23 protein-coding genes are annotated in these 26,302 nt (G+C 65.3%); 12 read left to right on the top strand and 11 right to left on the bottom strand.

What is annotated here, in order from left to right; translation table 11 throughout:
* Positions 1-325: 325 nt before the first annotated feature.
* From N539_RS0107855 to N539_RS17740, 5 genes are all read left to right on the top strand, one after another.
* Positions 326-2,632 (top strand): tetratricopeptide repeat-containing sulfotransferase family protein, encoded by a 2,307-nt coding sequence (locus N539_RS0107855; protein ID WP_028969834.1) that lies wholly within the window; start codon positions 326-328, stop codon positions 2,630-2,632.
* 27 nt (positions 2,633-2,659) lie between these two features.
* The gene (cysD, locus tag N539_RS0107850) at positions 2,660-3,601 is read left to right on the top strand and encodes a sulfate adenylyltransferase subunit CysD (protein ID WP_269319423.1); all 942 of its coding nucleotides are present in this window, start codon (positions 2,660-2,662) and stop codon (positions 3,599-3,601) included.
* Positions 3,602-5,524 carry a sulfate adenylyltransferase subunit CysN gene (gene cysN, locus N539_RS0107845; protein ID WP_028969832.1) on the top strand — a complete coding sequence of 641 codons (1,923 nt, stop codon included), beginning with the start codon at positions 3,602-3,604 and terminating at the stop codon, positions 5,522-5,524.
* Positions 5,524-6,195 carry a hypothetical protein gene (locus N539_RS0107840; RefSeq protein ID WP_028969831.1) on the top strand — a complete coding sequence of 224 codons (672 nt, stop codon included), beginning with the start codon at positions 5,524-5,526 and terminating at the stop codon, positions 6,193-6,195. The genes cysN and N539_RS0107840 overlap by 1 nt, the downstream gene beginning before the upstream one ends.
* Before the next feature lie 75 nt (positions 6,196-6,270).
* A complete protein-coding gene (locus N539_RS17740; protein WP_051531623.1) occupies positions 6,271-7,047 on the top strand; it encodes a MipA/OmpV family protein in 777 nt (258 codons plus the stop codon).
* A gap of 13 nt (positions 7,048-7,060) precedes the next feature.
* Here N539_RS17740 and fdxA read toward each other — a convergent pair whose 3' ends face one another.
* From fdxA to N539_RS0107820, 3 genes are read right to left on the bottom strand one after another with little or no spacing between them, the layout of a single operon-like run.
* Positions 7,061-7,399 carry a ferredoxin FdxA gene (gene fdxA, locus N539_RS0107830; protein ID WP_028969830.1) on the bottom strand — a complete coding sequence of 113 codons (339 nt, stop codon included), beginning with the start codon at positions 7,397-7,399 and terminating at the stop codon, positions 7,061-7,063.
* Between the two features lie 30 nt (positions 7,400-7,429).
* On the bottom strand, positions 7,430-7,702 hold the full coding sequence (locus N539_RS0107825) for an RNA-binding S4 domain-containing protein (protein WP_028969829.1): 273 nt from the start codon (positions 7,700-7,702) through the stop codon (positions 7,430-7,432).
* Positions 7,699-10,218, bottom strand: coding sequence for a helicase-related protein (locus N539_RS0107820; protein WP_028969828.1), 2,520 nt, complete (start codon positions 10,216-10,218; stop codon positions 7,699-7,701). The genes N539_RS0107825 and N539_RS0107820 overlap by 4 nt, the downstream gene beginning before the upstream one ends.
* A gap of 187 nt (positions 10,219-10,405) precedes the next feature.
* On the opposite strand from N539_RS0107820, the gene N539_RS17735 reads away from it, so the two are divergent.
* Positions 10,406-11,416: a M23 family metallopeptidase gene (locus N539_RS17735; protein ID WP_197018372.1), complete on the top strand. Its 1,011-nt coding sequence runs from the start codon at positions 10,406-10,408 to the stop codon at positions 11,414-11,416.
* Here the strand turns inward: N539_RS17735 and N539_RS16020 are convergent.
* The 7 genes from N539_RS16020 to N539_RS0107780 form a co-directional block, all read right to left on the bottom strand.
* Positions 11,413-12,357, bottom strand: a complete 945-nt coding sequence (locus N539_RS16020) for a diiron oxygenase (protein WP_051531621.1) — start codon at positions 12,355-12,357, stop codon at positions 11,413-11,415. The genes N539_RS17735 and N539_RS16020 overlap by 4 nt on opposite strands.
* Before the next feature lie 80 nt (positions 12,358-12,437).
* On the bottom strand, positions 12,438-12,725 hold the full coding sequence (locus tag N539_RS0107805; protein WP_028969827.1) for a hypothetical protein: 288 nt from the start codon (positions 12,723-12,725) through the stop codon (positions 12,438-12,440).
* Positions 12,726-12,746: 21 nt separating this feature from the next.
* Positions 12,747-14,432, bottom strand: a complete 1,686-nt coding sequence (locus N539_RS0107800; RefSeq protein ID WP_081774256.1) for an ATP-binding protein — start codon at positions 14,430-14,432, stop codon at positions 12,747-12,749.
* A 76-nt stretch (positions 14,433-14,508) separates the two neighbouring features.
* A complete protein-coding gene (locus tag N539_RS0107795; protein ID WP_037552563.1) occupies positions 14,509-15,276 on the bottom strand; it encodes a TIGR02186 family protein in 768 nt (255 codons plus the stop codon).
* On the bottom strand, positions 15,273-16,181 hold the full coding sequence (locus tag N539_RS0107790) for a sulfite exporter TauE/SafE family protein (RefSeq protein WP_028969824.1): 909 nt from the start codon (positions 16,179-16,181) through the stop codon (positions 15,273-15,275). The genes N539_RS0107795 and N539_RS0107790 overlap by 4 nt, the downstream gene beginning before the upstream one ends.
* Before the next feature lie 54 nt (positions 16,182-16,235).
* The gene (locus N539_RS17730; RefSeq protein ID WP_051531620.1) at positions 16,236-17,327 is read right to left on the bottom strand and encodes a hypothetical protein; all 1,092 of its coding nucleotides are present in this window, start codon (positions 17,325-17,327) and stop codon (positions 16,236-16,238) included.
* Positions 17,324-18,694 carry a glycosyl transferase family protein gene (locus N539_RS0107780; RefSeq protein ID WP_231462958.1) on the bottom strand — a complete coding sequence of 457 codons (1,371 nt, stop codon included), beginning with the start codon at positions 18,692-18,694 and terminating at the stop codon, positions 17,324-17,326. Before N539_RS0107780 ends, N539_RS17730 begins: the two co-directional genes overlap by 4 nt.
* A gap of 180 nt (positions 18,695-18,874) precedes the next feature.
* Between N539_RS0107780 and N539_RS0107775 the strand changes: the two genes are divergently transcribed.
* From N539_RS0107775 to N539_RS16000, 6 genes are all read left to right on the top strand, one after another.
* Entirely contained in the window at positions 18,875-19,768 is an 894-nt protein-coding gene (locus N539_RS0107775) for an IS1595 family transposase (RefSeq protein ID WP_028969822.1), read from the top strand.
* 1,130 nt (positions 19,769-20,898) lie between these two features.
* Entirely contained in the window at positions 20,899-21,498 is a 600-nt protein-coding gene (locus tag N539_RS18450) for a hypothetical protein (RefSeq protein WP_156029827.1), read from the top strand.
* A gap of 184 nt (positions 21,499-21,682) precedes the next feature.
* Complete coding sequence (locus N539_RS16005) at positions 21,683-22,123, top strand: hypothetical protein (protein ID WP_037552559.1); 441 nt, start codon at positions 21,683-21,685, stop codon at positions 22,121-22,123.
* Positions 22,124-22,147: 24 nt separating this feature from the next.
* Positions 22,148-23,323 carry a 23S rRNA (adenine(2503)-C(2))-methyltransferase RlmN gene (gene rlmN, locus N539_RS0107740; protein ID WP_037552558.1) on the top strand — a complete coding sequence of 392 codons (1,176 nt, stop codon included), beginning with the start codon at positions 22,148-22,150 and terminating at the stop codon, positions 23,321-23,323.
* A 29-nt stretch (positions 23,324-23,352) separates the two neighbouring features.
* A complete protein-coding gene (locus tag N539_RS0107735) occupies positions 23,353-24,201 on the top strand; it encodes an oxygenase MpaB family protein (protein ID WP_037552556.1) in 849 nt (282 codons plus the stop codon).
* Positions 24,202-24,256: 55 nt separating this feature from the next.
* Positions 24,257-25,546 (top strand): SAM-dependent methyltransferase, encoded by a 1,290-nt coding sequence (locus N539_RS16000; RefSeq protein WP_051531619.1) that lies wholly within the window; start codon positions 24,257-24,259, stop codon positions 25,544-25,546.
* A 43-nt stretch (positions 25,547-25,589) separates the two neighbouring features.
* On the opposite strand, the gene N539_RS17725 is transcribed toward N539_RS16000, so the two are convergent.
* Positions 25,590-26,285, bottom strand: a complete 696-nt coding sequence (locus N539_RS17725) for an EF-hand domain-containing protein (protein ID WP_028969817.1) — start codon at positions 26,283-26,285, stop codon at positions 25,590-25,592.
* Positions 26,286-26,302 lie beyond the last annotated feature (17 nt).

The following is a 26,302-nucleotide window of genomic DNA, read 5'->3' as shown; positions in this document are numbered from 1 at the left end:
CCTCCGCCGCCGCCGGCAACCCAAACCTGCCCCGACGGCTCGGTGATCCTGGCGACCGACACCTGCCCGGCACCGCCGCCACCCCCGCCGCCGCCGCCACCGGCGCCCGAACGCGGGATGTAAGGCTCCATCCCCGCGAAGCTCCGGCTTTCGCGGGGGAGGAACCGGTCCAAGGAAAAGCAACCGGCTCGCCGGCGCGTTTCCGGGGGCAAAATGCGAAACAGGGAGAAGAGGGAAGCAATTCCCTCTTCTTTCCTTTTGTGCCAATCGAATTTTCTGGGGCTAAGCCCTTTAATCGCCGAGACTTCCGGGTAAAAGAACGAGCATGGCAAAAACCAAGACCACCGCCGCGCCCAAGCGCGCGACCCCGCCGGGCATCGCCCCGCGCAAGAATGCCCCGCCAGCAGGCGCAGGGCCGCAGGGCGCCACCCGCCCGCCGGCAACCGCCAACGTCGAGGAGGCGATCGCCAAGGCTCAGCACGGGCGAGTCAACGTCTCCCCCGCCAAGGCGGTCGAGATGGCGGGCAAGCTCTATACGCGCCGTCAGTTCGCGCAGGCCGAGAAGGTCTGCCGGCAGATCATCGCGTCCCGTCCCGGCAACGCCGACGCGCACAATATTCTCGGCGTTTCGCTGGCCGCCCTGGGCAAGACCAGCGAAGCCGTCGAGACGCTGAAGCGCGCGATCAAGATCAACGGCCAGGCGGCAAGCTATTACGCCAATCTGGGCGAAATCCTGCGCCAGTCAGGCGAAGTGAAGGAAGCGCAGACGGTCCTCGAGCGCGCCGTCGAGCTCGATCCCAAAAACTCCCAGGCGCTCAATAACCTCGGCATCATCAACTACGAGCTTCGGCGCTTCAAGGACGCGGTGGGCTTCTACCGCCGGGCGCTCGAGATTCGCCCCGACATGCCCGAAGCGCTCAACAATCTCGGCAATGCCCTGCGCACGATGGGCGACGTCGACGGCGCGCTCAACGCCTACCAGGACGCGCTGACTTACCGCGCCGTCTATCCCGAAGCCTATAACAACCTCGGCACGCTGCTCCAGCAGGACCGCAAGCTCGAAGAAGCCGAGCACGCGCTGCGCAAGGCAATCCAGCAAAACCCGCGCTACATCGAAGCGCACAACAACATGGCGAACCTGCTGTTCGCGCAGAAGAAGGACACCGACGCGCTCCGCATTCTCGGCGACGCGCTGAAGTTCGCGCCGAAGAACGTCCAGACGCTGGTGATCACGGCGCGGGTCCAGATGCGCCGGAACGCCCATCAGGCCGCCGAGCAAGCGATCCGGATGGCGCTGAAGGAGGAGCCCGAAAACGCGGAAGCACTGACCATCCTCGGCCAGCTCCTTCACGAGACCGACCGTTATGACGAGGCGCTGGAGGTTCTCGAGAGCGCGCTCAAGAGCAAGCCCGACAGTCCCGAGGCGCTGAACTTCTATGGCGTCGCCCTAAAGTCCGTCGGCCGCCTCGACGAAGCCCGCGAGCACATCCTCAAGGCGCTCAAGAAGAACGATTCGATGTACGGCGCCTACGCCAATTTGAACGACCTCGTCGACTTCTCCGAAGGCGTCGGGGCGGAGCTGTTCGACCGCATGGACGCCATCTTCGAGTCGGCGAAGAGCCGCAATGCCGAGGTGTTCCTGCCGCTTCACTTCGCTTACGCCAAAGCGCTCGACGACCGCGGCCAGCACGAGCGGGCGCTGTCGCACTACATCCAGGGCGGGAAAATGAAGCGGGCCCAGCTCGAGTATAAGGAGAGCGACACGCACGGCTTCTTCGACACCATCCGCGCCGCCTTCCCCAAGGAAGCGTTCGAGAACCGGAAATATGCCGGCCTCGACGATGACCGTCCGGTGTTCATCGTCGGCATGCCGCGCTCGGGCTCGACGCTGGTCGAGCAGATCCTGTCGAGCCACCCCGACATCTACGGCGCGGGCGAAGTGAAGCACCTCAGCCGCGCGCTGGGCCTGCTCAGGGACCGCTTCCCGTCGCTTCCCAAATTTCCCGAGATGGCGGCGAAGATCACGGGGCCCCAGCTCGACATTGTCGCCAAGAACTATCAGCAAGCGCTGGATAAGGGCGCTGGCGACGCGAAGAAGATCACCGACAAGCTGCTGACCAACTATTTCTTCCTCGGGCTGATCAACCTGCTGTTCCCGAACGCCAAGGTCATCAACACGCAGCGCGACCCGGTCGACACCTGCCTGTCCGGCTTCACTAAGCTGTTCAAGGACGACATGCCCCACAGCTACGATCTTGGCGAGCTCGGCCGCTATTATGCGAAGTACCGCGAGCTCATGGACCATTGGCGCGAGGTCCTGCCGGAAGGGTTCATGACGACCGTGGTCTATGAGGATGTCGTCGCCGACACCGAAAAAGAGGCCAAGCGCCTGATCGAGTTCCTCGGCCTGCCGTGGGATCCCAAGTGCGTCGACTTCCACAAGTCCGATCGTCCGGTGAAGACGGCGAGCGTGGCTCAGGTCCGCAGGCCGATCTACAAGACGTCGGTCAAGCGCTGGATGAAATATGGCGGCGACCTGCAGCCGCTGGTCGATGCGATCGAGGGCAAGGCCGCGGCAAAGCCGGCGAAGGGCAAGTCCAAGCCGAAGACCAAGGTCAAGGAAAACGCCTGATCGAACAAGCGCCTCGCGCATGTCGACGTGCGCGGCAGCCAGGCTGAAGCGGGGACCTCAAGACAAGCCATGCGTTCACTGACGCATCTCGACCGGCTCGAGGCCGAGAGCATCCACATCCTGCGCGAGACGGTCGCGGAGGCCGACCGCCCGGTCATGCTCTATTCGATCGGCAAGGATTCGGCGGTGATGCTGCACCTTGCAAAGAAGGCGTTCGCGCCGAGCCCGCTGCCGTTCCCGCTGCTTCACGTCGACACGACGTGGAAGTTCAAGGCGATGTATGCGCTGCGCGACAAGGTCGCGGCGGACCCGGCGATCAAGCTCATCGTGTACAAGAATCCCGAAGCCGAATCGAAGGGCATCAACCCGTTCGACCATGGTCCCGTCCACACCGACATGTGGAAGACGGAAGGATTGAAGCAGGCGCTCGACACCTACGGCTTCGACGCCGCCTTCGGGGGCGCCCGCCGCGACGAGGAGAAGAGCCGGGCGAAGGAGCGCGTATTCAGCTTCCGCGACCGCAACCATCGCTGGGACCCCAAGCGCCAGCGGCCCGAGCTGTGGTCGTTGTACAATGTCAGGAAGGCGAAGGGCGAGAGCATCCGCGTCTTCCCGCTGTCGAACTGGACCGAGCTCGACGTCTGGCAATATATCCTGCGCGAGACGATCGAGATCGTGCCGCTCTATTTCGCGGCCGAGCGGCCGACGGTCGAGCGCGACGGGCTGATCATCATGGTCGATGACGAGCGCTTGCCGATGAACGGCGAAACGGCGGTGATGCGCAAGGTCCGCTTCCGCACGCTCGGCTGCTACCCCTTGTCAGGAGCCGTCGAGAGCGATGCCGATACGGTCGAGGAAATCGTGGCCGAGATGCTGCTGACGACCACGTCGGAGCGGCAGGGGCGGGCGATCGACCGCGACGCCGGCAGCGCGTCGATGGAGAAGAAAAAGCAGGAGGGCTATTTCTAGATGTCCCGCCCGCTTGAATCCGACACCGACCTGATCCGCACCGACGTGCGCGCCTGGCTCGCCGAGCAGGAAGCCAAGGAGCTGCTGCGCTTCATCACCTGCGGCAGCGTCGACGACGGCAAGTCGACGCTGATCGGGCGGCTGCTGTACGAATCGAAGCAGATTTTCGACGACCAGCTGGCCGCGCTCGAAAGCGACAGCAAGCGCCACGGGACCCAGGGCGAGCGAATCGACTTCGCGCTCCTCGTCGACGGCCTGTCGGCGGAGCGCGAACAGGGCATTACGATCGACGTCGCCTACCGCTTCTTTTCGAGCGCGAGGCGCAAGTTCATCGTCGCCGATACGCCGGGTCACGAGCAATATACGCGCAACATGGTGACCGGCGCATCGACCGCCGACCTCGCCGTGCTGCTGGTCGATGCGCGCAAGGGCGTGCTGACCCAGACGCGGCGCCATTCCTATCTCGCGCAGCTGGTCGGCATCCGCCGCTTCGTGCTGGCGGTGAACAAGATGGACCTGGTCGATTACGACCAGGCCGCGTTCGACGCGATTGCGGCCGACTATCGAACCTTCGCGGAGCAGATCGGCATCTCCGACTGGGCCGCAATCCCCGTTTCCGGCCTCAACGGCGACAATGTCATGACCCGCAGCGATGCGATGGCGTGGTACGCGGGTCCGAGCCTGCTCGAACATCTCGACATGGTGCCGCTCGACGCCTCGGCCGACGCGCAGAAGGCGCTGCGCATGCCGGTGCAGTGGGTTAACCGTCCCAACCAGAATTTCCGCGGGTTCTCCGGGCAGATCGCCTCCGGAACGGTGGGCCCGGGCGCAGAGGTGCGGGTGCTTCCCTCCGGGCGGGTCACGCGGATCGACAAGATCGTCGCGAACGGCGACGAGCTCGACGAGGCGGTCGCCGGCCAGTCGATCACCCTGACCTTCGCCGACGAGGTGGATTGCTCGCGCGGCGACGTGATCGCCGCCGCAGGCGACCCGCCCGAAGCGGCCGACCAGTTTGAAGCGACCATCGTCTGGATGGCCGACGAGGAGCTGCTGCCCGGGCGCGGGCATTGGATGAAAATCGGGACGCAGAGCGTCACCGCGATCGTCCACCAGCCCAAATATGAGATCAACGTCAACACGCTCGAGCATCTGGCCGCGCAGACCCTCGGGCTGAACGCGATCGGCGTCGTCGAGATCGCCACCGATCGCGAGATCGTCTTCGAGCCCTACGCGGTCGAGGGGTCGAGCCCGAACAAGGAGCTCGGCGGCTTCATCCTGATCGACAAGATGACCAACGCGACGGTGGCGTGCGGAATGCTCCACTTCGCGCTGCGGCGGTCGCTCAACGTCCATCGCCAGCATCTCGACGTCAGCCGCGAGACGCACGCCACGATCAAGGGCCAGAAGCCGGCGGTGCTGTGGTTCACCGGACTGTCGGGCGCGGGCAAGTCGACCATCGCCAACCTCGTTGAGAAGAAGCTGGCGGCGCGCGGCCGCCACACCTTCCTGCTCGACGGCGACAATATCCGCCACGGCCTCAACCGCGACCTCGGCTTCACCGAGGCCGACCGCATCGAGAACATCCGCCGCGTCGGCGAAGTGGCGCGGCTGATGGCCGACGCGGGCCTGATTGTCATGACCGCGTTCATCTCGCCGTTCCGCGCCGAGCGGCACATGGTTCGCCGCATGCTGCCCGAGGGCGAGTTCATCGAGGTGTTCGTCGACACGCCGCTGGCCGAGGCCGAGAAGCGCGACGTCAAGGGCCTGTACGCCAAGGCGCGCGCGGGCGAGCTCAAGAACTTCACCGGCATCGACAGCCCGTATGAGCCGCCCGAGGATGCGGAGATCCACATCGACACGACGGCGCTCAGCGCCGACGAGGCGGCCGACCTCATTGTCGAGAAGCTGCTAAAGCGGCGCTGATGCCCGCGCTTCGCGACCTCACCTTCGAGCAGTTCGTCGAGTTCCAGTTCGGTCACGCGATCCGCGCCCACGGCAATCCCTGGTATTTCGATCATGACGGCGACTGGTGGGAGCCGGAGCCGCCGACCGGGGTCGCCTATCTGACGCGGCTGTTCGCCAACGGCCCCCAGGTGTTGGAGTGGTTCAGCGATGCGCAGATCGCCCAGGGGCTGACGGGTCTCGTCAACACGATGGCGGTCGGCGACCAGCCGTGGATGCGCGATCCGGTGACGCCGGCGAGCGAGCGAGCGGCGGCGTGGGGCGCGATCGCCGATTTCTTCGAGGAGATGCTGGGCCCCCGCTGCGAGCCGAGGCTGGGCCATCTCGCAACCGAGATGCCGCCGCCGCTGAACACCGTCGCTTACATGTGGTGGGACCATTTCTCGGGCTTCACCAATCCGGACGATCCCGAGCGGGATCTGGTCGATGATGCGGAGCTCGTGTGCCTCGAACGGATCCTCAACAGCGGCTTCGTCGCCTGCCAGGAAGCGGCCTTGCACGGCCTTGGCCATTGGGTGCGACGCGAACCGTGCTGCGCGGCGGTGATCGACCGCTATCTCAAGTCCGGAAAAGCGGCGCTTCCAGAGCTTGTGACCTATGCCAAGGCCGCGCGCGGCGGCTGCGTCCTCTAGTCCAATCGCTTTCAGTGCCGGTTTCCGATACGGATGTGGAGCCAACTTCCATGCCGACGGTTACGGGGGGCAGTGATGAAGCATTTCCTGATTGCGGGGGCGGCGCTGTTGCCGGCCTGGAGCGCGGCCTTCGCCCAGGACGGCGAAGACCTTCGCGTGCGTGTCGGGCTCGGCGCACAAGTGCGCCCCGACTTCATTGGTGCCGATACGACCGAAGTGGCGCCGTTGTGGAGACTTAACGTCGCGCGCGGCACCGATCCGTTCAAATTCAGCGCACCCGACTACAGCTTCGGAATCCCGTTGATTTCCTCCGGGGGGTTCTCCGTTGGCCCGGCTGCGAACATCGAGAGCGGCCGCAAGAATTCGGACCTCGACGTGCCGGTCGGGAAAGTCAAAACGACGATCGAGGCCGGCGCGTTCGCCAGCTACCAGCTGACCGATTCGCTCTATCTTCGGGCCGAGACTCTGAAGGGTCTTGGCGGCCACAAGGGGATCGTCGGCACCATCGGCGCGGATCAAATCTGGCGCGACGGCGACCGCTACGTCTTCTCCATCGGACCGCGCGTCCTGTTCTCCGATAGCCGCTACCAGCGAGCCTTTTTCGGCGTCGGTCCGGCCGCCGCTTTGGCGTCGGGCCTGCCCGCCTATCGGCCAGGCGGGGGCATCCACGGTGTCGCCGCCGCCAGCAGCATCTCCTACCAGTTCGACCCGCGCTGGGGCTTGTTCGGATACGGCCGCTACGAGCGGCTGGTCGGCGATGCCGCCAAATCCCCGATCGTTCGGGAGCTCGGGTCGCGCAACCAGCTGTCGGGCGGACTTGGGCTCAGCTACACCTTCACGATGAAGCGCTGAGCCAAACGGGCGCTTAGTCGCCCTCGCCGGGGTCGGGCGTAAAGAATTTCTCGTATTTGCCCTCTTCGCCCTTGTGGTCATCGGCGTCGGCGGGGCTGTCCTTCTTGCGCGTGATGTTCGGCCATTCGGTCGAGAAACTGGTGTTGAGCTCGAGCCATCTCTCGAGACCGCTCTCGGTGTCCGGGAGGATTGCCTCGGCCGGGCATTCCGGCTCACACACCCCGCAGTCGATGCATTCGTTGGGGTTGATGACCAGCATCACCTCGCCCTCGTAGAAGCAGTCGACGGGACAGACCTCGACGCAATCCATATATTTGCATTTGATGCAGGCGTCGGTGACGACATAGGTCATTGGTCGGCGGCTCCCTCTTCCCTGAAATCGCTAAGAGGGCGCGCCTTGCTCGTCAATTCCCAGCTCTTGATAGCAGGCGCGCGCTTCGGCCGCCGGCCCGCGGCGTTGCGGCAGCTCGAGGACCTTTAGGATGCGGACACCGTCATGCAGCGGAAGCGCGACAATGCTCCCGGTCCGGACCTCTTCGGACGGCTTCTCGATGCGCCTGCCGTCGACCCGGACATGGCCCGCCTCGATTACCGACTGAGCGAGCGTGCGGCTCTTCACCAGCCGGATGCAATGAAGGAAGCGGTCGATCCTCACGTCCTGAGCTTTGCGAGCTCCGCGAAGGCATGGGAGGCGGTGCTTCGACGATCGTTGCGCGGAGGGCGCCGGCCACGCCACCGCCAGGCGTCGCCGGCCCGAGCGAAGCCAACTTCGTCCATCAGCCTGGCGACCGCCTCATCGCCGAGGCCGAGCGAGGTCGCGAGGGCCTCGTCGACGGGATTGTCTCCGCCTGAGGAGCGGACGTGGCGTGCATGCGAGGCGAGGCGGTCGGCGAGATCGAGCCGCAACCAGTCGCGTCCAAGGCGGCGATAGGCGAGCATTGCTCCGCGCGGGTCGGAGTCGGGACGGAGCGTCGCGGCGCCCGCGGGCGGGAGGGCCGGCATCGGCGTGCCGTTGCGCGCCGCGAGCAGGGCGGCGCGCCAATATTGCGCCGTCGGCTTGAGCAAGGGCTCGAGATAGACGTCGAGCGGGCCGAGCCGGACGCGCAGCCGGTGAAGCGCCTGGCGGTCGGCATGCTCGAGGTGAGAGATCGGGCCCAGCACCGCCTTGCGCTGGAGCGCCCCGGCCGCGTCCGTGAGCATTGCGGCCAGGGCGCGCACGCCCGGCGAGCTGGCCGGGTCGGTCGCTGCAGCGGCAAGCCTGACCAGCGAGCGCAGATGATGCGCGACCTGCGCCTCGAGCCAGCGTTCGAGGCGCGCGCGGAGCGCCGCGCGGCTGTGGGCCGACAGGCGATCGAGCGCGCGCGCGGTCCGCAACGCCGGCTCGATCAGCGACCGGCCGGGAGCTAGGCGGGCCAGGAGCTGTTCTTCCCATGCCACCGCCAGCCCGCCATTTTCGTCGAGCGCCAGCGCAAAAGCCTCGTCGCCGGCATCAACCAGGGCGCTCGCCCGGCGATCCAGCTCCTCGCCGAGCCTTCGCTCCGCCGCCGCCAGGAGCAGCCTTTTGTCCGCGAACCGCGCCGACGGGTCGACGCGGAAGTCGAAGCCGGTCAAATGGCCAATCGGCTCCGGCCCGACGCTGACCTCGCCGTCGGCGGCCACCGTGACTGGAAGGGCGTCGGAACCGCGCGCGCCGATGTCGCGGACGAGGACCGCAGTGCGGCGATCGACGAAGCGCTGAGTCAACCGCTCATGCAAGGCGTCCGACAGCCGGCCCTCGACCTCGCGGGTGCGCTCCGCCCATTTCACCGGCTCGTTCAGCCAGTCGGCGCGGTGGGCGATGTAAGCCCAGCTGCGGATGCCGGCGAGACGGTCGGCAAGCGCCTCGATGTCGCCGCTGACACTGTCGAGCCGCGCGACTTCGGCCGCGAACCATTCGTGGGGGATGTGGCCGCCTTCGCCAATATAGCTGTAGAGGCGGCGGACCATCCGCGCATGGTGCATCGCGCCGACCTTGCGGAAATCGGGGAGGCCGCACACCGCCCACAACCGCCGCGCCGCATTGCCTCTCTTCGCCACGATCGCCGGATCCTCCGCGATGTGCTTGAGCACGGCGAGGTCGATCGCCTGGGGCGCGGGCCGGAGCAGCGGGTCGTCGCTCTTCATTTCGAGACTGGCGATCAGTCCGCGAACGTCGGTGAAGTCGAGGTTGGCGTTGCGCCAGTAGGTGAAGTCGAGCGGGCGGAAGCGATGCTCTTCGATCGCTTCCACCTCTTCGTCGGTGAAGGCCGCGCTCTCGCCCGTGCCGAGCCCCAGCGTGCCAAAGCTGCCGTCTTTCTGGTGGCGCCCGGCGCGGCCCCCGATCTGCGCCATTTCGGAAATCGTCAGGCGGCGGTCGCGCCGCCCGTCGAATTTTTCCAATCCGGCAAAGGCGACGTGGCTCACGTCCATGTTCAGGCCCATGCCGATGGCGTCGGTGGCGACGAGGTAATCGACCTCGCCGCGCTGGAACATCGCCACCTGGGCGTTGCGCGTGGCCGGGGACAGCGCGCCCATCACGACCGCGGCGCCGCCGCGAAAGCGCCTCAGCATCTCGGCAAGGGCGTAAACCTGCTCGGCCGAGAAGGCGACCACGGCCGAGCGCGGCGGCAGGCGCGACAGCTTGACGCTGCCGGCGTAGCGCAGGGTCGAGAAGCGCGGGCGGCGGACGATCTCGGCGTCGGGGAGGAGCTCGCGGATGACCGGCCGCAGCGTGTCGGAGCCGAGGATCAACGTCTCCTCGCGGCCGCGCGCGCGGAGCATTCGGTCGGTGAAGACGTGGCCGCGCTCGGGGTCGATGCCGAGCTGGGCTTCGTCGATCGCGGCGAACGCGAAGTCGCGCTGCATGTCCCCGTCACGATGGGAGTCGCCGCCGGGTACGGGCATGCTTTCGGCGGTGCACAGGAAATAGCGCGCCTGGGGCGGGACGATTCGCTCCTCGCCGGTCAGCAGCGCAACCTGCTTCTCGCCTTTCATGGCGACGACGCGGTCGTAAACCTCGCGGGCCAGGAGGCGCAGCGGGAAACCGATCACGCCCGAGGAATGGCCGCACATCCGCTCGATCGCGAGATGGGTCTTGCCCGTGTTGGTCGGCCCGAGGATCGCGCGGACCGGAGCGTCTGAACGCGGCGCCATGATCAATCGAATGTGGCAGCGCGCCGCAGGAACGCAAGGCTCCGAATCCCTCAATTTAAGCCAGTTTTAACCTCGATTCGGCACACCGGGCATGGTGTTGACGTCACGCACTCCGGCACGGCCGTTCGGCCGGCGAACGAAAGCTCGCGCATTCGCGCTGAGCCCAGCGCTTGCGCGCCCGCTGGCAGTGGCCGGCCTGCTGGCGCTGCTGGGCAGCGGCGTTGCCTGGGCCTCGCTCCCGCGCGTAGCGGCCGTCGCCGATGACGCGCCGCAATGGGATGCGCTGGCGATCGCTCCGCTCTCCAACGGCGGCGGAACGGGGATGCGGATGGCGGCGACCGAGGCGGTCGAGCCGATCGAGTTCGCGCCGCAGCGCAAGACGCCCTTCGTCATCGAGCAACCGAAGCCGGTGAATCCGCCCCAAGACCTTGGGCCGATCCGCGTGCGCGGACGCGTGGGCGATGGGCTGTACTGGTCGTTGCGCGCAGCCGGAGCCTCGCCTCGGGCGGCCGCCCAATATCTCGCCGCGCTGGCGACCGAGATCGACGTCGGCGCCGATGTCTCGCCCTACGACGGCTTCGATTTGGTCCTCGGACGGAACCGCGAATTGCTGTACGCCGGCCTCGACCGCGCCGCCGCGTCCGACCTGCAGCTCGTCCGTTGGTCCGCCAATGGCCGGAACCAGTGGATCGATGCCGCCAATGCCGACCGGCCCGCGCCGGTCTCGGCGGGGATGGCATGGCCGGTCGCCGGGCACATCACCTCCTATTTCGGCTATCGCTACCATCCCATCCTGCATTTCAGCCGCTTTCACGCCGGGGTCGACTTCGGCGCCAGCTGGGGGAGCCCGATCGTCGCCGCCGCCGACGGCCAGGTCGTCCGGGCGGGCTGGGCCGGGGGCTATGGCCGGCAAGTGCAGCTCGCCCACGGCGGCGGGATGGTCAGCAGCTATTCGCACATGAGCGACATCGTCGCCCAGCCCGGCAGCTTCGTCCACCAAGGCCAGCTGATCGGCTATGTCGGCTCTTCCGGTCTGTCGACCGGGCCACACCTCCATTATGAGATCCTGAAGAACGGCTCGCCGATCAACCCGCTCGGCGTCCGCTTCAGCAGCGCGCCGATCGTCGACACCCATCTCGCCGATGCCGTCAGGGCGCGGCTGAAATCGCTGCTCAGCGTTGGAATGAAGAAGGCCTAACCGGCGGGCGCCGCCGCCAGCTGGGGCACTACCGGCACGGCAACCTGCACCGACAGCTTTTCGATCGCCGTCGCGAGCAGCGGAGAAATCGCTTCCGCGGCGGCTTTGAAGCGCGGGTGCCCCATGCCTGAGCCGAGATAGGTCCAGCGCGCCGCGCTGTGCAGTTGCGCAATCATGCCCGGCGCATCATCGACCCGGCGCCCGCTCGCCCGTTGCAGCGTCTGGACGTTCAACGCGGCCTGCGCGCCGAGGCATTTGTCGATGAACGAAACGATCACGACGAATTCCTGAAAGACGTGCTTGAGCTGCTTGGGCGAGCGCCCTTCCGCCAGGGCTTCGACGATCAGGGTGTCGAGCTTGGCGTGCTGCGCCTCCTCCATCCAATGGTTGCGCATCAGGCTTTTGAACAACGGGTCGAGATCCTGATTGTCGCGGATCGAGCCGAGATAATGCTCCTGGGTCATCCACTCGATCATCAGGATGATGAGGCCGACGGCGAGGGGGTGGCGATTGAGGATGACGGCGCTTAGCGTCTCGCGCGGGCCAACCACCCGGCACACGACCGGGAAGCCGCGCGCGAAGGCTTCGCAGAAGCGCTTGAACAAATGGATGTGCTTGGCTTCCTCGCTGGCGAAGTTGAGCAGCGCGCGCACCCGGAAATCATCCTCGTTAAGCATCGGTCGCGCGTGATCGAGGACGAAGGGAAGGATGAACTCCTCGACCATCCCGAACAGGTGCAGATATTGGTAGGCGACGATCTGGTTGAGGATCCGGCGCTCATCCTCGGACAGTCCCGCAAGCGCGGCCGTTCCCGACAGGCTCTCGGGCATCATGTAGCGCGAAAAGTCGAGCTCCTGGTCCGCGCGCAGCACGTCGTCCAGCTTCCACTGGGCGCGTAGCGAGGAGGCGAGCACCGCCTCATAGGTAAAATCATGGTACATCGAAGCGCCGGCTTATAGCACCGGCCCGCTCTCAAGCCACGAGGATTCCGGCTGAAATGGGCGGCTTGGAATAAGCGGGTTTAGCTCGGCCGGGGCTTATTCAGCCAAAAGGTCGCGCACATCGCGGCCGCGAACAAGGCAAAACCGAGCGCCGGAATCCATTCGTGGTGTAAGACTCCGACGTGGAAAATGGAGTAAGCGGCGAGTCCGGCGAACGTCAGTGTCAGGCGTTGATAGGTCTTCCTCCGTTGCCCGCGGCCATGTCGATAATCATCGCGAATCCGTCGGCCCATCGCTCCGATCAGCATTGCCAGCGCTACAAGGACGAGCAGTCCGAAGCACAGAAGGATCAGCGCAAAATTGCTCAACACAGGCTTATGTCGCGATGATTAGCGCCCGTGGCCGCGCCAGCGCTTGATCGTGCGCTGGATGATGCCTTCCTCGTCCCCCGTCTCGCGCCACAGGCGAGCGAAGCTGGGGTCGGACGAGGCGGGGCGCTTTTCGGGCTCGAGGTCGTCGAAGCGGACGCGGATCGGAATGGCGACGCCTTCGCCGCAGACGATGCATTCGCGGTTGCGGAGCGCCGGGATGGCGTCAAGGAAGCCGCGCGCGCCTTCGGGCATCGCGGCGCGGACGCAGGCCTGGTCGCGGTCGTTGTTCAAGCGCATCGCGATGATCGTGCCGCACTGCGAGAGGACGCCTTCGGCAAGGTCCGACGGGCGCTGCGTGATGAGGCCGAGGCTGACGCCATATTTACGGCCTTCCTTGGCGATGCGCTCGAGGATACGGCGGACGGCCTGGCCGCTCTCTGAATTCTCGTCCTTGGGGACGTAGCGGTGCGCCTCTTCGCACACCAGGAGCAGCGGCCGTTGCGCTTCGGTGCGCGACCAGATCGCATAGTCGAACACCATGCGCGCCAGCACCGATACCACGACCGAAGTGACTTCGGACGGAACGCCGGACACGTCGACGATCGAGATCGGGCGGCCGTGGCTCGGCAGGCGGAACAGCTTGGCCAGCAGGCCCGGCATCGAATCGGAGACCAGCATGCCGGAGAACATGAAGGTGTAGCGGGGGTCGGCGCGAAGCTCGTCGAGCTTGGTCTTGAGCCGCTGATAAGGAAGCGTGTCGCCGGCGCGCTCGAGCTTGCCCATCTCATTGACGAGGATCGTGTTGAGGTCGGCGAGCAGGTACGGGATCGGGCTGTCGACGGTGACCTTGCCGAACTGGCTCATGTCCTTGCCCTTGGTGCGCGCGGCAAGCAGGCACTTGGCGAGAATGTCGGCATCGCGCTGACGATCCTGACCATGCGTGGTCAGCATCACTTCGCAATGCTCGTCAAAGTTCATCAGCCAGTAGGGCAGCTGGAGATTGTCGGCATTGAACAGCTCGCCACAGCCCTTGAACGCCGCCGAATACTCGCCGTGCGGGTCGATCATGACGATATGACCCTCGGGGCTCAGCTGCGAAATGCGGTGTAGGATCAGCGCGACCGACGTCGATTTGCCGGTACCGGTCGAGCCGAGGACCGCGAAGTGCTTGGACAGCATCGGGTCGACATAGAGCGCGCCGCGGATGTCGTCGGTCGGATAGACGGTGCCGATCTCGATGTGCGGCTCGTCGCTCGCGGCGAAGATCGCGCGAAGGTCCTCGGTCGTGACCGGCAACACGTCGGAACCTGGAATCGGATAGCGGGTGACGCCGCGACGGAAGCTGTTGAGCTTGCCGGCCGCGTCCTTGGTGCCTTCACCGAGGAAGTCGACGTTGGCATAGACTTCGCCGCTCTCCAGCGCCCGCATCGTGCGGACGTTGGCGATCAGCCAGTTCTTGTCGACGACCATCTTGACCTGCGAGCCGACCTGGCCCGACATCGCCACCGAGGGATCCTTGTGCGATTGCAGCGCGGCCAGCGCGGCGCCGTCGATCCGGATTTGCGAGCCGGAACCGGCGATTTCGACGACTTCGCCGATTTTCGCCAGCTTCACGATCGCAGAGGCGCCCGGTGCCGGGTTGGTCTCCTCGCTGAAGCTGCTGACTTCATTCAGAAATTCACGCAGGTTCGGTTGCTCGTCCATGTCCGCTCGCAAATCAGTTAGCCTGTAAGGAAGCGGCTTACCCGCGAGCGGTTAAAATTAACTTAGGGACGATGGCTCAGATCCGTCGCCTGAAGGCGGCCGCGGCGGCCCAGCCGAGGGCCAGCGACAGCGCCACGGAGGCCAAGCCATAGAGGAACTGATGGCGGCGGGCGGCGAGGGCCACGAACCGCTCGAATCCCGACTTGTCGATCTGGATATCACGAGTCGCGGCCGCAAGAACTCGGCCGCGATCGATCAGGAAGGTTTCGGCGGTGTAGGTGCCGACGGGCACTTGGCTCGGGATGGTGATGGTCGCCCGGTAGAGCACGCCGCCGTTGATCTCGACGCCGTGGGGATCCTCGTAATAAAGGCCGTGCCGGCGCCGGAGGTCGAGCAGGCCGGCTTCGAACCGCCGCTCCTTCTCGGGCAGGGCTCCGCCGCCCGGCGACAGCTGCAGATTGTGCAATCCGAGCTCGTAGATTGCGGCGGTGCGGTCGTTGACGAGGTCCTTGATCGGGCGTGACGACGCCACTGCGTAAAAGGAAGGCGCGGAGCGGAAGCGGTTCGAATCCGCATTCATCCAGATGCCGGCGATCTTCTGTTTCTCGCGGACCAGGATCGGCTGCACCGGCCCGCGCAGCACGACGGCGATGTCCAATGGCCGGTTCGGCGGCCGCCCGCCCGGATAGATCACCGCTCCGAACAGCAACAATTGCGCGCCGGTGAAGCTGTAGCGAATCTGCACCTGGCGCGCGGAAATGTCCGGCACCAGCACCGGCTTGTCCGCCGCGACCACCAACGGCGCGAGCAGGCCAAGCAGGATCGGGGGCAGGCGCGCCGTCACAAATATTCGATCGAGAAGATCTCGTCGGGGCGCCAGGCGAGCCCCAGCGCCATGCGCGCGGCGACCAGCAGGATGATCACCGACAAGGCGAGGCGCAGAAGATCCGGCTTGATGCGCAAGGTGAGCAAGGCGCCGTATTGCGCGCCGACCACGCCGCCAATCAGCAGCAGACCCGCGAGCACGATGTCGACGGCCCGCGTCGTCAGTGCGTGGATCATCGTCGTCGCCGCGCTCACCGTCAGGACCATCACCAGGCTCGTGCCGATCACGATGCGGGCCGGCATGCCGAGCAGGTAGATCATCGCCGGAACGAGGATGAAGCCGCCGCCGATGCCGAGGAACACGGTGAGAACTCCGGCGAGGAAGCCGAGCGCCAGCGGTGCGACCGGCGAAATGTACAAGCCGGAACTGTAGAAGCGCCAGCGCAAGGGCAATGACGCGACCCACCGATTGTGCCGCGGAGCCGCCTTGGCCGGTCTGGCGCTGACATAGCCCAGCGCAACCAGCGCATCCTTGAGCATCAGCCCGCCAATCGAGGCGAGGATGAGGACGTACAGGGAGCCCACCACGACGTCGATCTGGCCGTTCGACTGGAGAACGCGGAAGAAGGCCGCGCCGACGACCGATCCAAGCAGTCCGCCGAAGGTCATCACCGCGCCCATTTTCACATCGACGCCGCCGCGCCGCATGTGGACCATGACGCCCGACACGCTCGCGCCCGTGATCTGCGTCGATGCCGAGGCCACCGCGACCGTCGGCGGAATGCCGTAGAAGATCAGCAGCGGAGTGGTCAGGAATCCGCCGCCGACGCCGAACATCCCCGACAGCACGCCGACGAGGAAGCCCAGGATGACAATGAACAGCGCGTTGACCGACTGGCCGGCGATGGGAAGGTAGATGTCCATGGGCTGCACCCAAGGACTAGCCGCAAATCGGGCGGCGGGCCAAGGTCGAAGGCGTTAGAAATCCGTCGCGAGGGTGACGGCTGGCCCGGAGCCGGGCTGGGCGTTCCCGGCCAGGCGCTGGCGCCAATCGAAGTGAACGCGGACGTTGTTGCGGACTTTCATGGTGACGCGGGGGCCGGCATCGATTCGATAGAGGCCGGGCTGCGCCCCGCCCCACACGCCAAATCCGGCGGAGAAGTTGCGGTAGATCGGCCGCGTCAGCGTGAGGGCGCCGTCGATGAAGCGGTCGCGGCGGTGGAGCCCAACCACGCCGCCTTGAAGATAGGCGTCGAGGTCGAAGTCCCACAGCATTGGTCGCTGATAAATGCCGCCCTCCATGAACAAAGCGAAGGCATCGCGGCCGCTGCCGTCGGTCCCGAGCCGCTGGCGGCGCTCCGCGGTGATCCAGACCGGGATGCTGCGCAGCGGCTGGAGACGGACCCCGCCGGCAACTTCCCCGCCGCGCCGGCCGATGTCGGAGCTGAAGCGCAGGCTCGCTGCGATCTGGCGGGTGACATTGTAGGTCAGGCGCGAGCCGGCCTGGCTGCCGCCGAGCTGCCCGCCATTGGCCAGCGAGCTCGGCCCCAGGGCCTCGCCCTGGCGCCCGCGGATCAGGGCCCACGCGGTCAGTTGCAGGCGGTCGAGCTTATTGAGCGTGGCGGGAATGCTCTGAGCGGCCACGATAACGGACGAGCGCCGCTGCGGCATCGAGTTCGCCGCAATGCGCGACAACGGCCATTCATCGAGGACCGGGATCGGCGAGAAGAATGCCGGAGCCGGCTCGGGAGGAAGGCTTACGAGACTGGGCCGGCGGGACGAAACGGGTGCTGACGCCGGGACATAATAGATCGGGACTGTGACGATCCGGGGCGCGATGGCCGCGGCCTGAGCCAGCTGCGGCTGGGCAAGCACATCGCTCGCCGCTTCATACGGCTGCGCCGGCTCGATCGGCGGGAATTGCGTCGGGACGATCGGCGGCACGGTCGTCTTAGCTTCGCTCCGAACGATCCGGAACATCTCGCTGCCCGGGAGAGACCGGAGCGTCGCCGAACGGATGCCGGCCCAGCCGACCACGACCAGCGCGAGAAAGCGAAGCGATGGCCTCATTGAGGCAGTTCAGCGGGGAAGATGTGCCGGGTCTTGTCCCAGCGCCTGGCGCCGCCGCCAAGGTGCAGTGAAACCGCGCGGAATGCGGCGAGCATGGCGATCACGTTGCCGACGACGAGGCGCGGGACCGACAACAAACCTTCGGTCCAGCCGTAGGCCGAGGCGGTGAACCAGGCCCGCAGCAACGCCCGCCACGCGAGCAGCCAGAAGTTGATCGTCAGCAACAAGGTCAGCGTGTGGTCCATTCTTGCCTGGACCGGCGCGCCGAGCAGCTCGGCCAGCCACAGCTGGGACCACAGGAGGGCGGCGGAGTAAGCGGCGAGCAGCAGCAACGCGGCGAGCGGGCCGCGGCGGTCGCGCATCCGCATCCAGCGCTCGCCAAGCCCTCCGGTCCAGCCGAGGCGATCCCATCCCGAAAGCGCAATGCCGCCCAGCCAGCGGGCCTTCTGGCGCACAGCATCGCCGAGGGTTGCCGGGAAATGCCCGCGGGTCGCGACCACGCCAGGCTCGGCCGGCGTCGCGGGGATGCGCACGAACATGGTCTTGAGGCCGAGGGCGCCGATCCTCAGACCGACCTCATAGTCCTCGGTCATGCTGCTGCCCGCGAACGGCTTTCCGTCCTCCATCGCGGCGAGCTGGGCGAGCGGCTTGCGGGCAATCGCGCAACCGACGCCGGCGAGGGGGATCGCGGCGCCGACGGCTTCGCGCACGACCAGCTCCTTGATGTGCGCTTCGGCGAACTCGTCGCAATAATGGCCGCTGATCCAGCGCGAGTGCGAATCGACCAGCGGCAGCACCGGCAACTGGATGACGGCGGCGCGGTCGATCAGCCCATCGAAGATGCGCAGCTCAAAGCGATGCACGACGTCTTCCGCATCGTGCAGGACCACCGCCTTTGCCGAGCGGCCGCTCTCGATCTCAAACGCGATCAGGGCATCGTAGAGGTGGTTGAGGCAGTCTGCCTTGGTGGTCGGTCCGTCGGCCTCGACCTGTACCGGCAGGACGCGCGGGTCGGCAATGCTGGCGATCGCCGCGGCCGTCGCCGGATCGTTGCGGTAATGCCCGACGAAGATTCGGTAGTCGGGATAGTCCAGCCGCTTCAGCGTCGCCTTGAGCATCGACGCGATGACCGCGGCTTCATCCCAGGCGGGAACAAGGATCGCGATAAAGCCCGGCTTTTCCTTGAATACCCAGTAACTGGCGTAAGCCGGGCGATGGCGCCGATAGACGGTGACTGAGCGCCACAGCCGCCGGCTAAAGTAAATCAGGTCGACCAGAAGGTCGTTGATGCCGAACAGAAGGAAGCCGGCGCCTGCAAAAAGCGCAAGTTCCGCCGCCGCGCGGCTCAACATCACCGCAATGTCCACGCGAAGTGGCCGGCTAGTTAAGGAATAGGGATGTGCGAGAGTTCGATCGGTTCATGGCGGCCTCCCCTGAAGGCGAATCAAGAAGAACCGAGCGCGAGGACAAATGGCATAACATGAATTAAACAACAAGTTGGCAATTATATACTTGACAAAGCAGACGAGCGGGTAGATTAGAGTCACATGGACGACATTCTTGCACCCCGCTTCATCGACCCCGTCGCAGCTCGCAAGCACCTAGAGGCGCTGCGTTGGCCGGACGGTGCCGAGTGTCCGCATTGCGGGCTTATCAATGCTACCGCCGTTACTGGCGGGCGCGAGGGGCTGTATCAGTGCAATTCGTGCCGCGAGCAGTTCACTGTCACCGTCGGCACCGTATTCGAGCGTTCAAAGATCGCGCTCAACAAATGGCTTCTGTGCAATCATCTGCTTTGCGCGGGCAAGAAGGGCATGAGCGCCCATCAGATCCACCGTATGCTCGGCGTAACTTACAAAACGGCCTGGTTCATGTGCCACCGCATCCGCGAGGCCATGAAGGACGACGGTTCTCCGCTCGGTGGTCCCGGCAAGGTTGTCGAGAGTGACGAAGCGTTCGTTGGCGGCTCCGCGTCAAAGCAAAAGCACCGCAAGGTTGCTCCCAAAAAAGTTGTCGTCGCGCTGATCGAGCGCGGCGGAAAGGCGCGCAGCTTTCACATTGCCAACGTCAACGCAAAGACACTGCGCGGCGCGCTGGTAACGAACGTCGATCGCGCCTCTGACCTTCGCACCGATGGTTCGATCAACTATCGCCATGTGGGCAGCGAGTTCGCTTCCCACGGCTATGTCGATCACCGTTTCGAGTTCGCTCGCGGCGAGACCCATTCCAACACGGTGGAAAACTTCTTTTCTATCCTTAAGCGTGGCGTGATCGGCACCTATCACCACTGGTCGCAAGCGCACATTCACCGTTATCTGGCCGAGTTCGATTTCCGCTATTCGACCAAGGATATCAGCGACCGCGAGCGCGCCGACAAAGCCCTGCAAGGATCGTTCGGCAAGCGCCTGACCTATCGGCGGACTGCTCAACTCGCAGCCTAATTACTTCCGCGCCCCGCTCTGGATTGGCGAGCGCCGAAAACGCTGGACGCGTTAATCCACAACGGAGTTACTAAGCGATTCGACTCCCGCTCTAAGCGCCTGTATTTGCGGGGGTGGCGACTGTCCGCCGTCTTTTTCTTAGCGATTGCCCCGGAGCCTACTGGACACCGGGCGCAAGGGGCGTCCCGGGAGCCCGGGGCTTTCACCCCGGACCCACTAAGGAACTGACATGCAGATAGTATGTAAGTGGCCGAAAGGGGTGCTAGTTATCCGCTACACCCGCGTTCGGTTTGGCAAGACGGAGCATGTTTGCTCTCATTGCCGGTCTCTACCCAGCCGTTAATTCGGTTGTCTGACTAACTTGCGGCGGGCAGTCGTTACCCTAGCCATTATCAACCTAAACGCAAATCTTTCGTCAACGATCCAGCGTTCACGAATCGTTCTCATCGGCGTATCGGTGGCGGATGGCTAAGAAACCGCGCATTCCCGATCCCGCATCAGTGAAGCAATGTCCCGACTGTGGAAAGTCGATCGGCGGGAAAGGCTACTATGGCCGCGAGTGTGAGTGTCACCTTCCGCCGCGCAAACCTGGCGGAGGAAGCCCTTGGGGCTAGTCTTACCGTTCTCGGGTCAGATACCAGAGCCCCGCGGCCGCCACCGCAAAGGCCAGCACTAGGGCGTTGTAGGCGATGATCAGGCCAAGCGGCATGCGCGCCTAGACGAACGACTTTAGCCGGCGTTCCCATTAACCCTGACCGGGTTGTTTCCTGCCTAACTTGAGTTAGGTTCCGCCCGCCGAATCGTCCGCAAATTGGGAGCGGGCCTGTGAGTTATGTGAAGAGCATCCCAGTTACGGATGCAAAAGGGGCTGGACTAACTCTCTACGAATATCACGACCGGCGCTTCCTCAAGAGGGTGCGTCGAATGAAGCTTTGCACGGGCGAGCTGGTCGAGCAGCGCGACGGCGGCTTTGTCGTGGCCGCTACGGGCGAGAAGCTGACCGTTTGCCCTTCTTAGGCTGGTCCTTGTGGGGCGCGGGTTTCATGCTCAGCATTCGCCGCAGCACGTCATCCTCTCGCTTTTGATCGGCCTTTGTCATGACCATCATATATAGCCCAAACCATGTTCCGTTGAAGCACGAAGAGTTAGGCGAACTTGAGTATCAAGCGATCGGTCGCGTTGTCCGCGCCTGCGCGGAGATCGAAGAGCTGATAACGATGTTCATCGCAGAGCAGGCCCGCATAACCGATGGCACGGTTGCCATCCTGCTCGGTCAAACCGCCCTGTCGAAGAAGCTCAGTATCGCAAACTACCTCGCGGCCGCACGCGGTCCAGAAATCCGCGCGCAATACGAGAATTGCATAACGCCAATGTTCAAAGAAATCATCCAATGCCGCAATGCAGTGGTTCACGGCCAATTGCTCGGCAAATCCGAGGATGGGCATTGGGCATTTCTCAGCGTGAGAACTGAAGAACCGGCCGAGGTTGGCAAGTCCGTCCAGCTCGTGTTTTCTTTCTCTAGGGCGGACCTGGTTCTCTATGCCGATGAGGCAAAGAAGGCGGTTGAGCTTATCGAGAAGAGCCTTGAATACGAAGGGCTGCGAATATTACGTCGCGGGCGATCTCTTGAGCCTCACAGAAAAAGTCAGCCGAAAGCGAAGCCAGCCGCAAAACGGAAGCGCCCGCCTCGATCATCTCGGGTGAAATCTCCGCACCCAAAAGGGCGTTAAACGCCGGCCTGTCTTCAGCTAGTTGGCACATGAGAGCTGCTTTCTCAAGTATATAATTGCCAACAAGTTTGGTTGGTAAAGCTGCCGTTATGGATACTGTCCCTGCGATGGCAGACGGCGGCAAAGTGGGTTAGCTTCAATGCTTGTGAGAGCAGTCGCGACATTTTTTGCAAGTGCGCTGGCGGTGGCCCCCGGCGGGTCGGTCGTGTTTGCCGGCGGCGGCTGGGCGGCGATCGATCGCGGCGGGGTGTGCCAGGCGCTGAGCCGCTCGGTGCTGCTCGCGCCCAAGGGGCGGACCCAGGCGACGGCCGGCTTCGCCTTCACTCCGGACCGCCGGCGCTGGGGCGAATTCCATGCGCATCTCAGCCGGGTGCCGCGCGCGGGCTCGAGCGTGATGCTCGATGTCGGCGGCCAGCCGTTCCTGCTCGTCGCGCGGGGCGACTGGGCGTGGAGCCGCGGCGGGCGCCAGGAGGAGGCGATCATCGCCGCCGCGCGCAATGCCCCGGCGATGCGGGTCGAGGCGCGCGATGGCGCCGGCCGGCGCTTCGTCGATACCTACGCGCTCGCCGGGGCGCCGACGGCGATCGACGCCGCAGCGGCGGCCTGCGCTGGCAAAACCGGCTGATCTCACCTAGATAGCGGGTTCGCCATGAGCGCCGACACGACCTTGATGCCCATCCCCGGGGCCGTCGACCCTGTGCCCGTCGCACGGGCCGCGGTGCCGCGCGCCGACGGCCGGGTCGAGCTGGTCGGCTTGTCCAGGGACCGCATCCGCGATGCGCTCGAAGCCGCGGGGCTCGACGACCGCCAGGCGAAGCTCCGCGCCAAGCAGATCTGGCACTGGATCTACAATCGCGGAGTCGGCGACTTCGCCGCGATGAGCGACATCGCCAAGCCGCAGCGGCCGTGGTTCGCGGAGCGCTTCGTCATCTCGCGGCCGGAGGTGGTCGAGGCGCAGGTGTCGTCCGACGGCACGCGCAAGTGGCTGTTGAAGACCCATGACGGCCACGACTTCGAGATGGTGTTCATCCCCGACGCCGACCGCGGGACATTATGCGTGTCGAGCCAGGTCGGGTGCACGCTTAACTGCCGTTTCTGCGCCACCGGCACGATGCAGCTGGTGCGCAACCTCGAGCCGGCGGAGATCGTCGGGCAGGTCATGCTCGCCCGCGACGCGCTGGGCGAATGGCCGTCACAATCCGAAGGCCGGATGCTGACCAACATCGTGATGATGGGCATGGGCGAGCCGCTCTACAATTTCGACAATGTCCGCGACGCCTTGAAGATCGTGATGGACGGCGACGGGCTCGGCCTGTCGCGGCGCCGGATCACGCTGTCGACCAGCGGCGTGGTGCCGATGATGGCGCGCGCCGGCGAGGAGATCGGAGTCAATCTGGCGGTCTCGTTGCATGCCGTGACCAAGGAGGTGCGCGACGAGATCGTGCCCCTGAACCGCAAGTACGGGATCGAGCAGCTGCTCGAGGCCTGCGCGGCGTACCCGGGCGCAAACAACGCGCGGCGAATCACGTTCGAATATGTGATGCTGAAGGACAAGAACGACAGCGACGAGGACGCCCGCGAGCTGGTCCGCCTAATCCGCAAGTACAAGTTGCCGGCGAAGGTCAATCTGATCCCGTTCAACCCGTGGCCCGGCGCGGCCTACGAATGCTCCGACCCGGCGCGGATCAGGGCATTCTCCAACATCGTGTTCGAAAGCGGCATCTCGGCGCCGGTGCGCACTCCGCGCGGCCGCGACATCGATGCGGCCTGCGGCCAACTCAAAACCGCGGCGGAGAAAAAGCGCCGGAGCCGTGAGGCGGCTTAGCAGAATGACGCGCCGCGAGGCGGCCTAGGATGCTGGCGCCGGTCCGCAAGGCGCTCGTCAGGCAGGTCCGCGCGACCTTCAACGACCGATCCAAGGGCGAGAAGCCGATTCCGGCCTCCGACGACGCGCTGTTTCCGCGCGGCTCCGTCATCCGCCGAGTGCACGGCGACGTCACCTCGATGATGGTCGGCGGGGTCGCCGCGCTGTTGACGCAGATGCTTCACCCCAAGGCGCTGGCCGGCGTGTGGGACCACAGCGGCGTTGCGGAGGACCAGCTCGGCCGGCTGCGCCGCACCGCGCGGTTCATCGCGGTGACGACTTACGGCCACCGCGATTCCGCGCTCGCCGCGATTGCCAAGGTCAAAGCGATCCACGCGCAGGTCAGCGGCACGCTTCCCGACGGCAGCGACTATCGCGCCGCCGGCCCGTGGCTGCTTGCCTGGGTTCATGTCGCGGGCGCGATCAACTTCCTCGACGGCTGGCGCCGTTATGCCGACCCCGGCATGAGCCGCGGCGACCAGGATCTCTATTTCGCCGAGAGCGGCGAGATCGCGCGGCTGCTCGACGCAGACCCGGTGCCAGGGACCCGGGCCGAGGCCGAGCGATTGATCGAAGAGTTCCGGGCGGAGCTTCGGGCCGACGACCGGACGCGCGCCTTTCGCGATCTCGTGCTCCGGGCGCCCCCGGCGTCGCTCGCGGAAGCGCCGGTCCAGAAGCTGCTGATGAGCGCGTCGGTCGATTTGATGCCTGGTTTCGCAAGGGAGATGCACGGCCTGTCGCAGCCGTTGCTGCCGCCGATGGTGCGCGGCGCGACCTATGGCGTCGCGAGGACCCTGCGCTGGGCCTTCGCCGGCGAGCATTATCGGGCGACGCATTGATTTGCCGCCGCGTGCCGCGCGTGGCAATTTGATGCTGATGAGGGAGTGAATTGAGATGTCGCTGATCGGGAAGCTGGTCGACAAGCTGCTCGCCAGGGGCAGCATCACATTGCTGTTGCCCGGCAAGCCGCCGCAGACGCTCGGTCAGGGCGGCGGCCGCCACCTCAATGTCCGGTTCACCGATAACCGCGTTGGGTTTGATATCGCCAGGAACCCGCGGCTCGGCGTCGGCGAAGCCTATATGGACGGGCGCTTGATCGTCGAGGACGGCACGATCCTCGACCTGCTCGAGCTCGTCACGGGCCAAAATCGCTGGGAGGATTCGGGCCAGAAGCGCAAATTGTTCGGCAAAGGCCGATTGGGCGCCGTCAAGAAACTCTTTCGGCGTAACGACCCGCACCGGGCGCGGCGCAACGTAGCCCACCATTACGACCTCAGCGACGAGCTCTACGATACCTTTCTCGACCCGGACCGGCAGTATAGCTGCGCCTATTACACCGACCCGCGCAACAGCCTCGAGCAGGCGCAGCTCGACAAGAAGGCGCACATCGCGGCCAAGCTCGCGCTGGAGCCGGGCCAGCGGGTGCTCGACATCGGCTGCGGCTGGGGCGGCATGGCGCTGTATCTGCACGAGGTCGCGGGCGTCGACGTGCTCGGGATCACCTTGTCGGACCATCAGCTCAAGATCGCGCGCGAGCGCGCCGCCGCGGCGGGCGTTTCAGATCATGTGAAGTTCGAGCTGATCGACTATCGCCACCTCGAAGGCCGGTTCGACCGCATCGTCTCGGTCGGCATGTTCGAGCACGTCGGTGCCAAGCATTATGACGAATTCTTCGCCAAATGCCGGCAGCTGCTGACCACCGACGGGGTGATGCTGCTCCACACCATCGGCAAGTTCGGCGGGGCCAACAAGGCCTCTGACCCCTTCACCGACAAATATATCTTCCCCGGCTATCATCTGCCCTCGATCAGCCAGATGAGCGCCGCGAGCGAGAAGGCACGGCTGATCGCCAGCGACATCGAAGTGCTTCGGCTGCATTATGCGCACACGCTTCGCGAGTGGCTGCGGCGGTTCACCGCCGCGCGCGCAAAGATCGTGAAGCTTTACGACGAGCGCTTCTTCCGCATGTGGGAATTCTACCTCGCCGGCGGAATCGTGATGTTCGAAAGCGGAAGCGGCTGCAATTTCCAGGTCCAGTATATCCGCGACCGCAACGCGCTCCCCATCACCCGCGATTACATGGCGGAGGCCGAGCAGCGCTATCGCGAGCTCGGCGGCGCGACTTCCGCGAAGAAAGCGCCGGCCCGGCGCAAGCGCGCGGACGTCACCGAGCTCGCCAAATAGCAAAAAGGCCTGGCTTGTCGGCCGAGCCTTTCTTCGTTCGGCGTCACGCCTTCTGAGCGCGTTTGGCCGGGCGCGACTGCTTGCGCTCGTCCGGGGTCAGCTTGCCGTCGTGATTGAGGTCGGCCTTGTCGAAATGCTGAAGCGCCATCTGCTGCATCTCCGCGGCCGACACCTTGCCGTCCTTGTTGAGATCGGCGGCCTGGATCATGTGTTCGCCGAAGCCTCCGCCACGATGCACTCCGGCCTGCTCCATGCGCGCATGCATCTGGGCGGCCGCGGTGTCGAACTCCGCGCGGGTGATCATGCTGTCCTTGTTGCTGTCCAGACGCGCGAACATCCCGGCAGCGGCATGACCCTTGGACGGAGCCTTACCCTTCGCCTGGGCGCGCGCGTTATGCACCGCATCGGCCTCGGCCTGGGTGATCTTGCCGTCCTTGTTGGTGTCGAGGCGGGCAAACATGGCGGCCGGATCGAACTTGTCCGCGCGCTCTTTCGCGTGCTCGGCAAACTTGGCCTCGCGTTGCGCTCCGGCCGCCTGCATCTCGGCGTCGGTGATGAAACCATCGTGATTGGCGTCGACCCGCGCGAACATCTTCGCGACATGGCCCTGCACATCGGTGCGAAGCTCGGCCTGTTGCCGATGAGGCGCGTGCTGCGCCGGCGTGGCGGCCTGGGCGAACAGTGCGCTGCCGGTGGCCAAAGCGATCGCCGCGGCGCCGCCAAGGAAAGTCTTGTTCATCGATCTACTCCTCAGAA

The organism is Sphingomonas sp. URHD0057 (assembly GCF_000620665.1).
Lineage (GTDB): Bacteria > Pseudomonadota > Alphaproteobacteria > Sphingomonadales > Sphingomonadaceae > Sphingomicrobium.
Note: the sequence above shows the minus strand (reverse complement) of the source record. Positions and strands in the feature narration are given on the sequence as shown.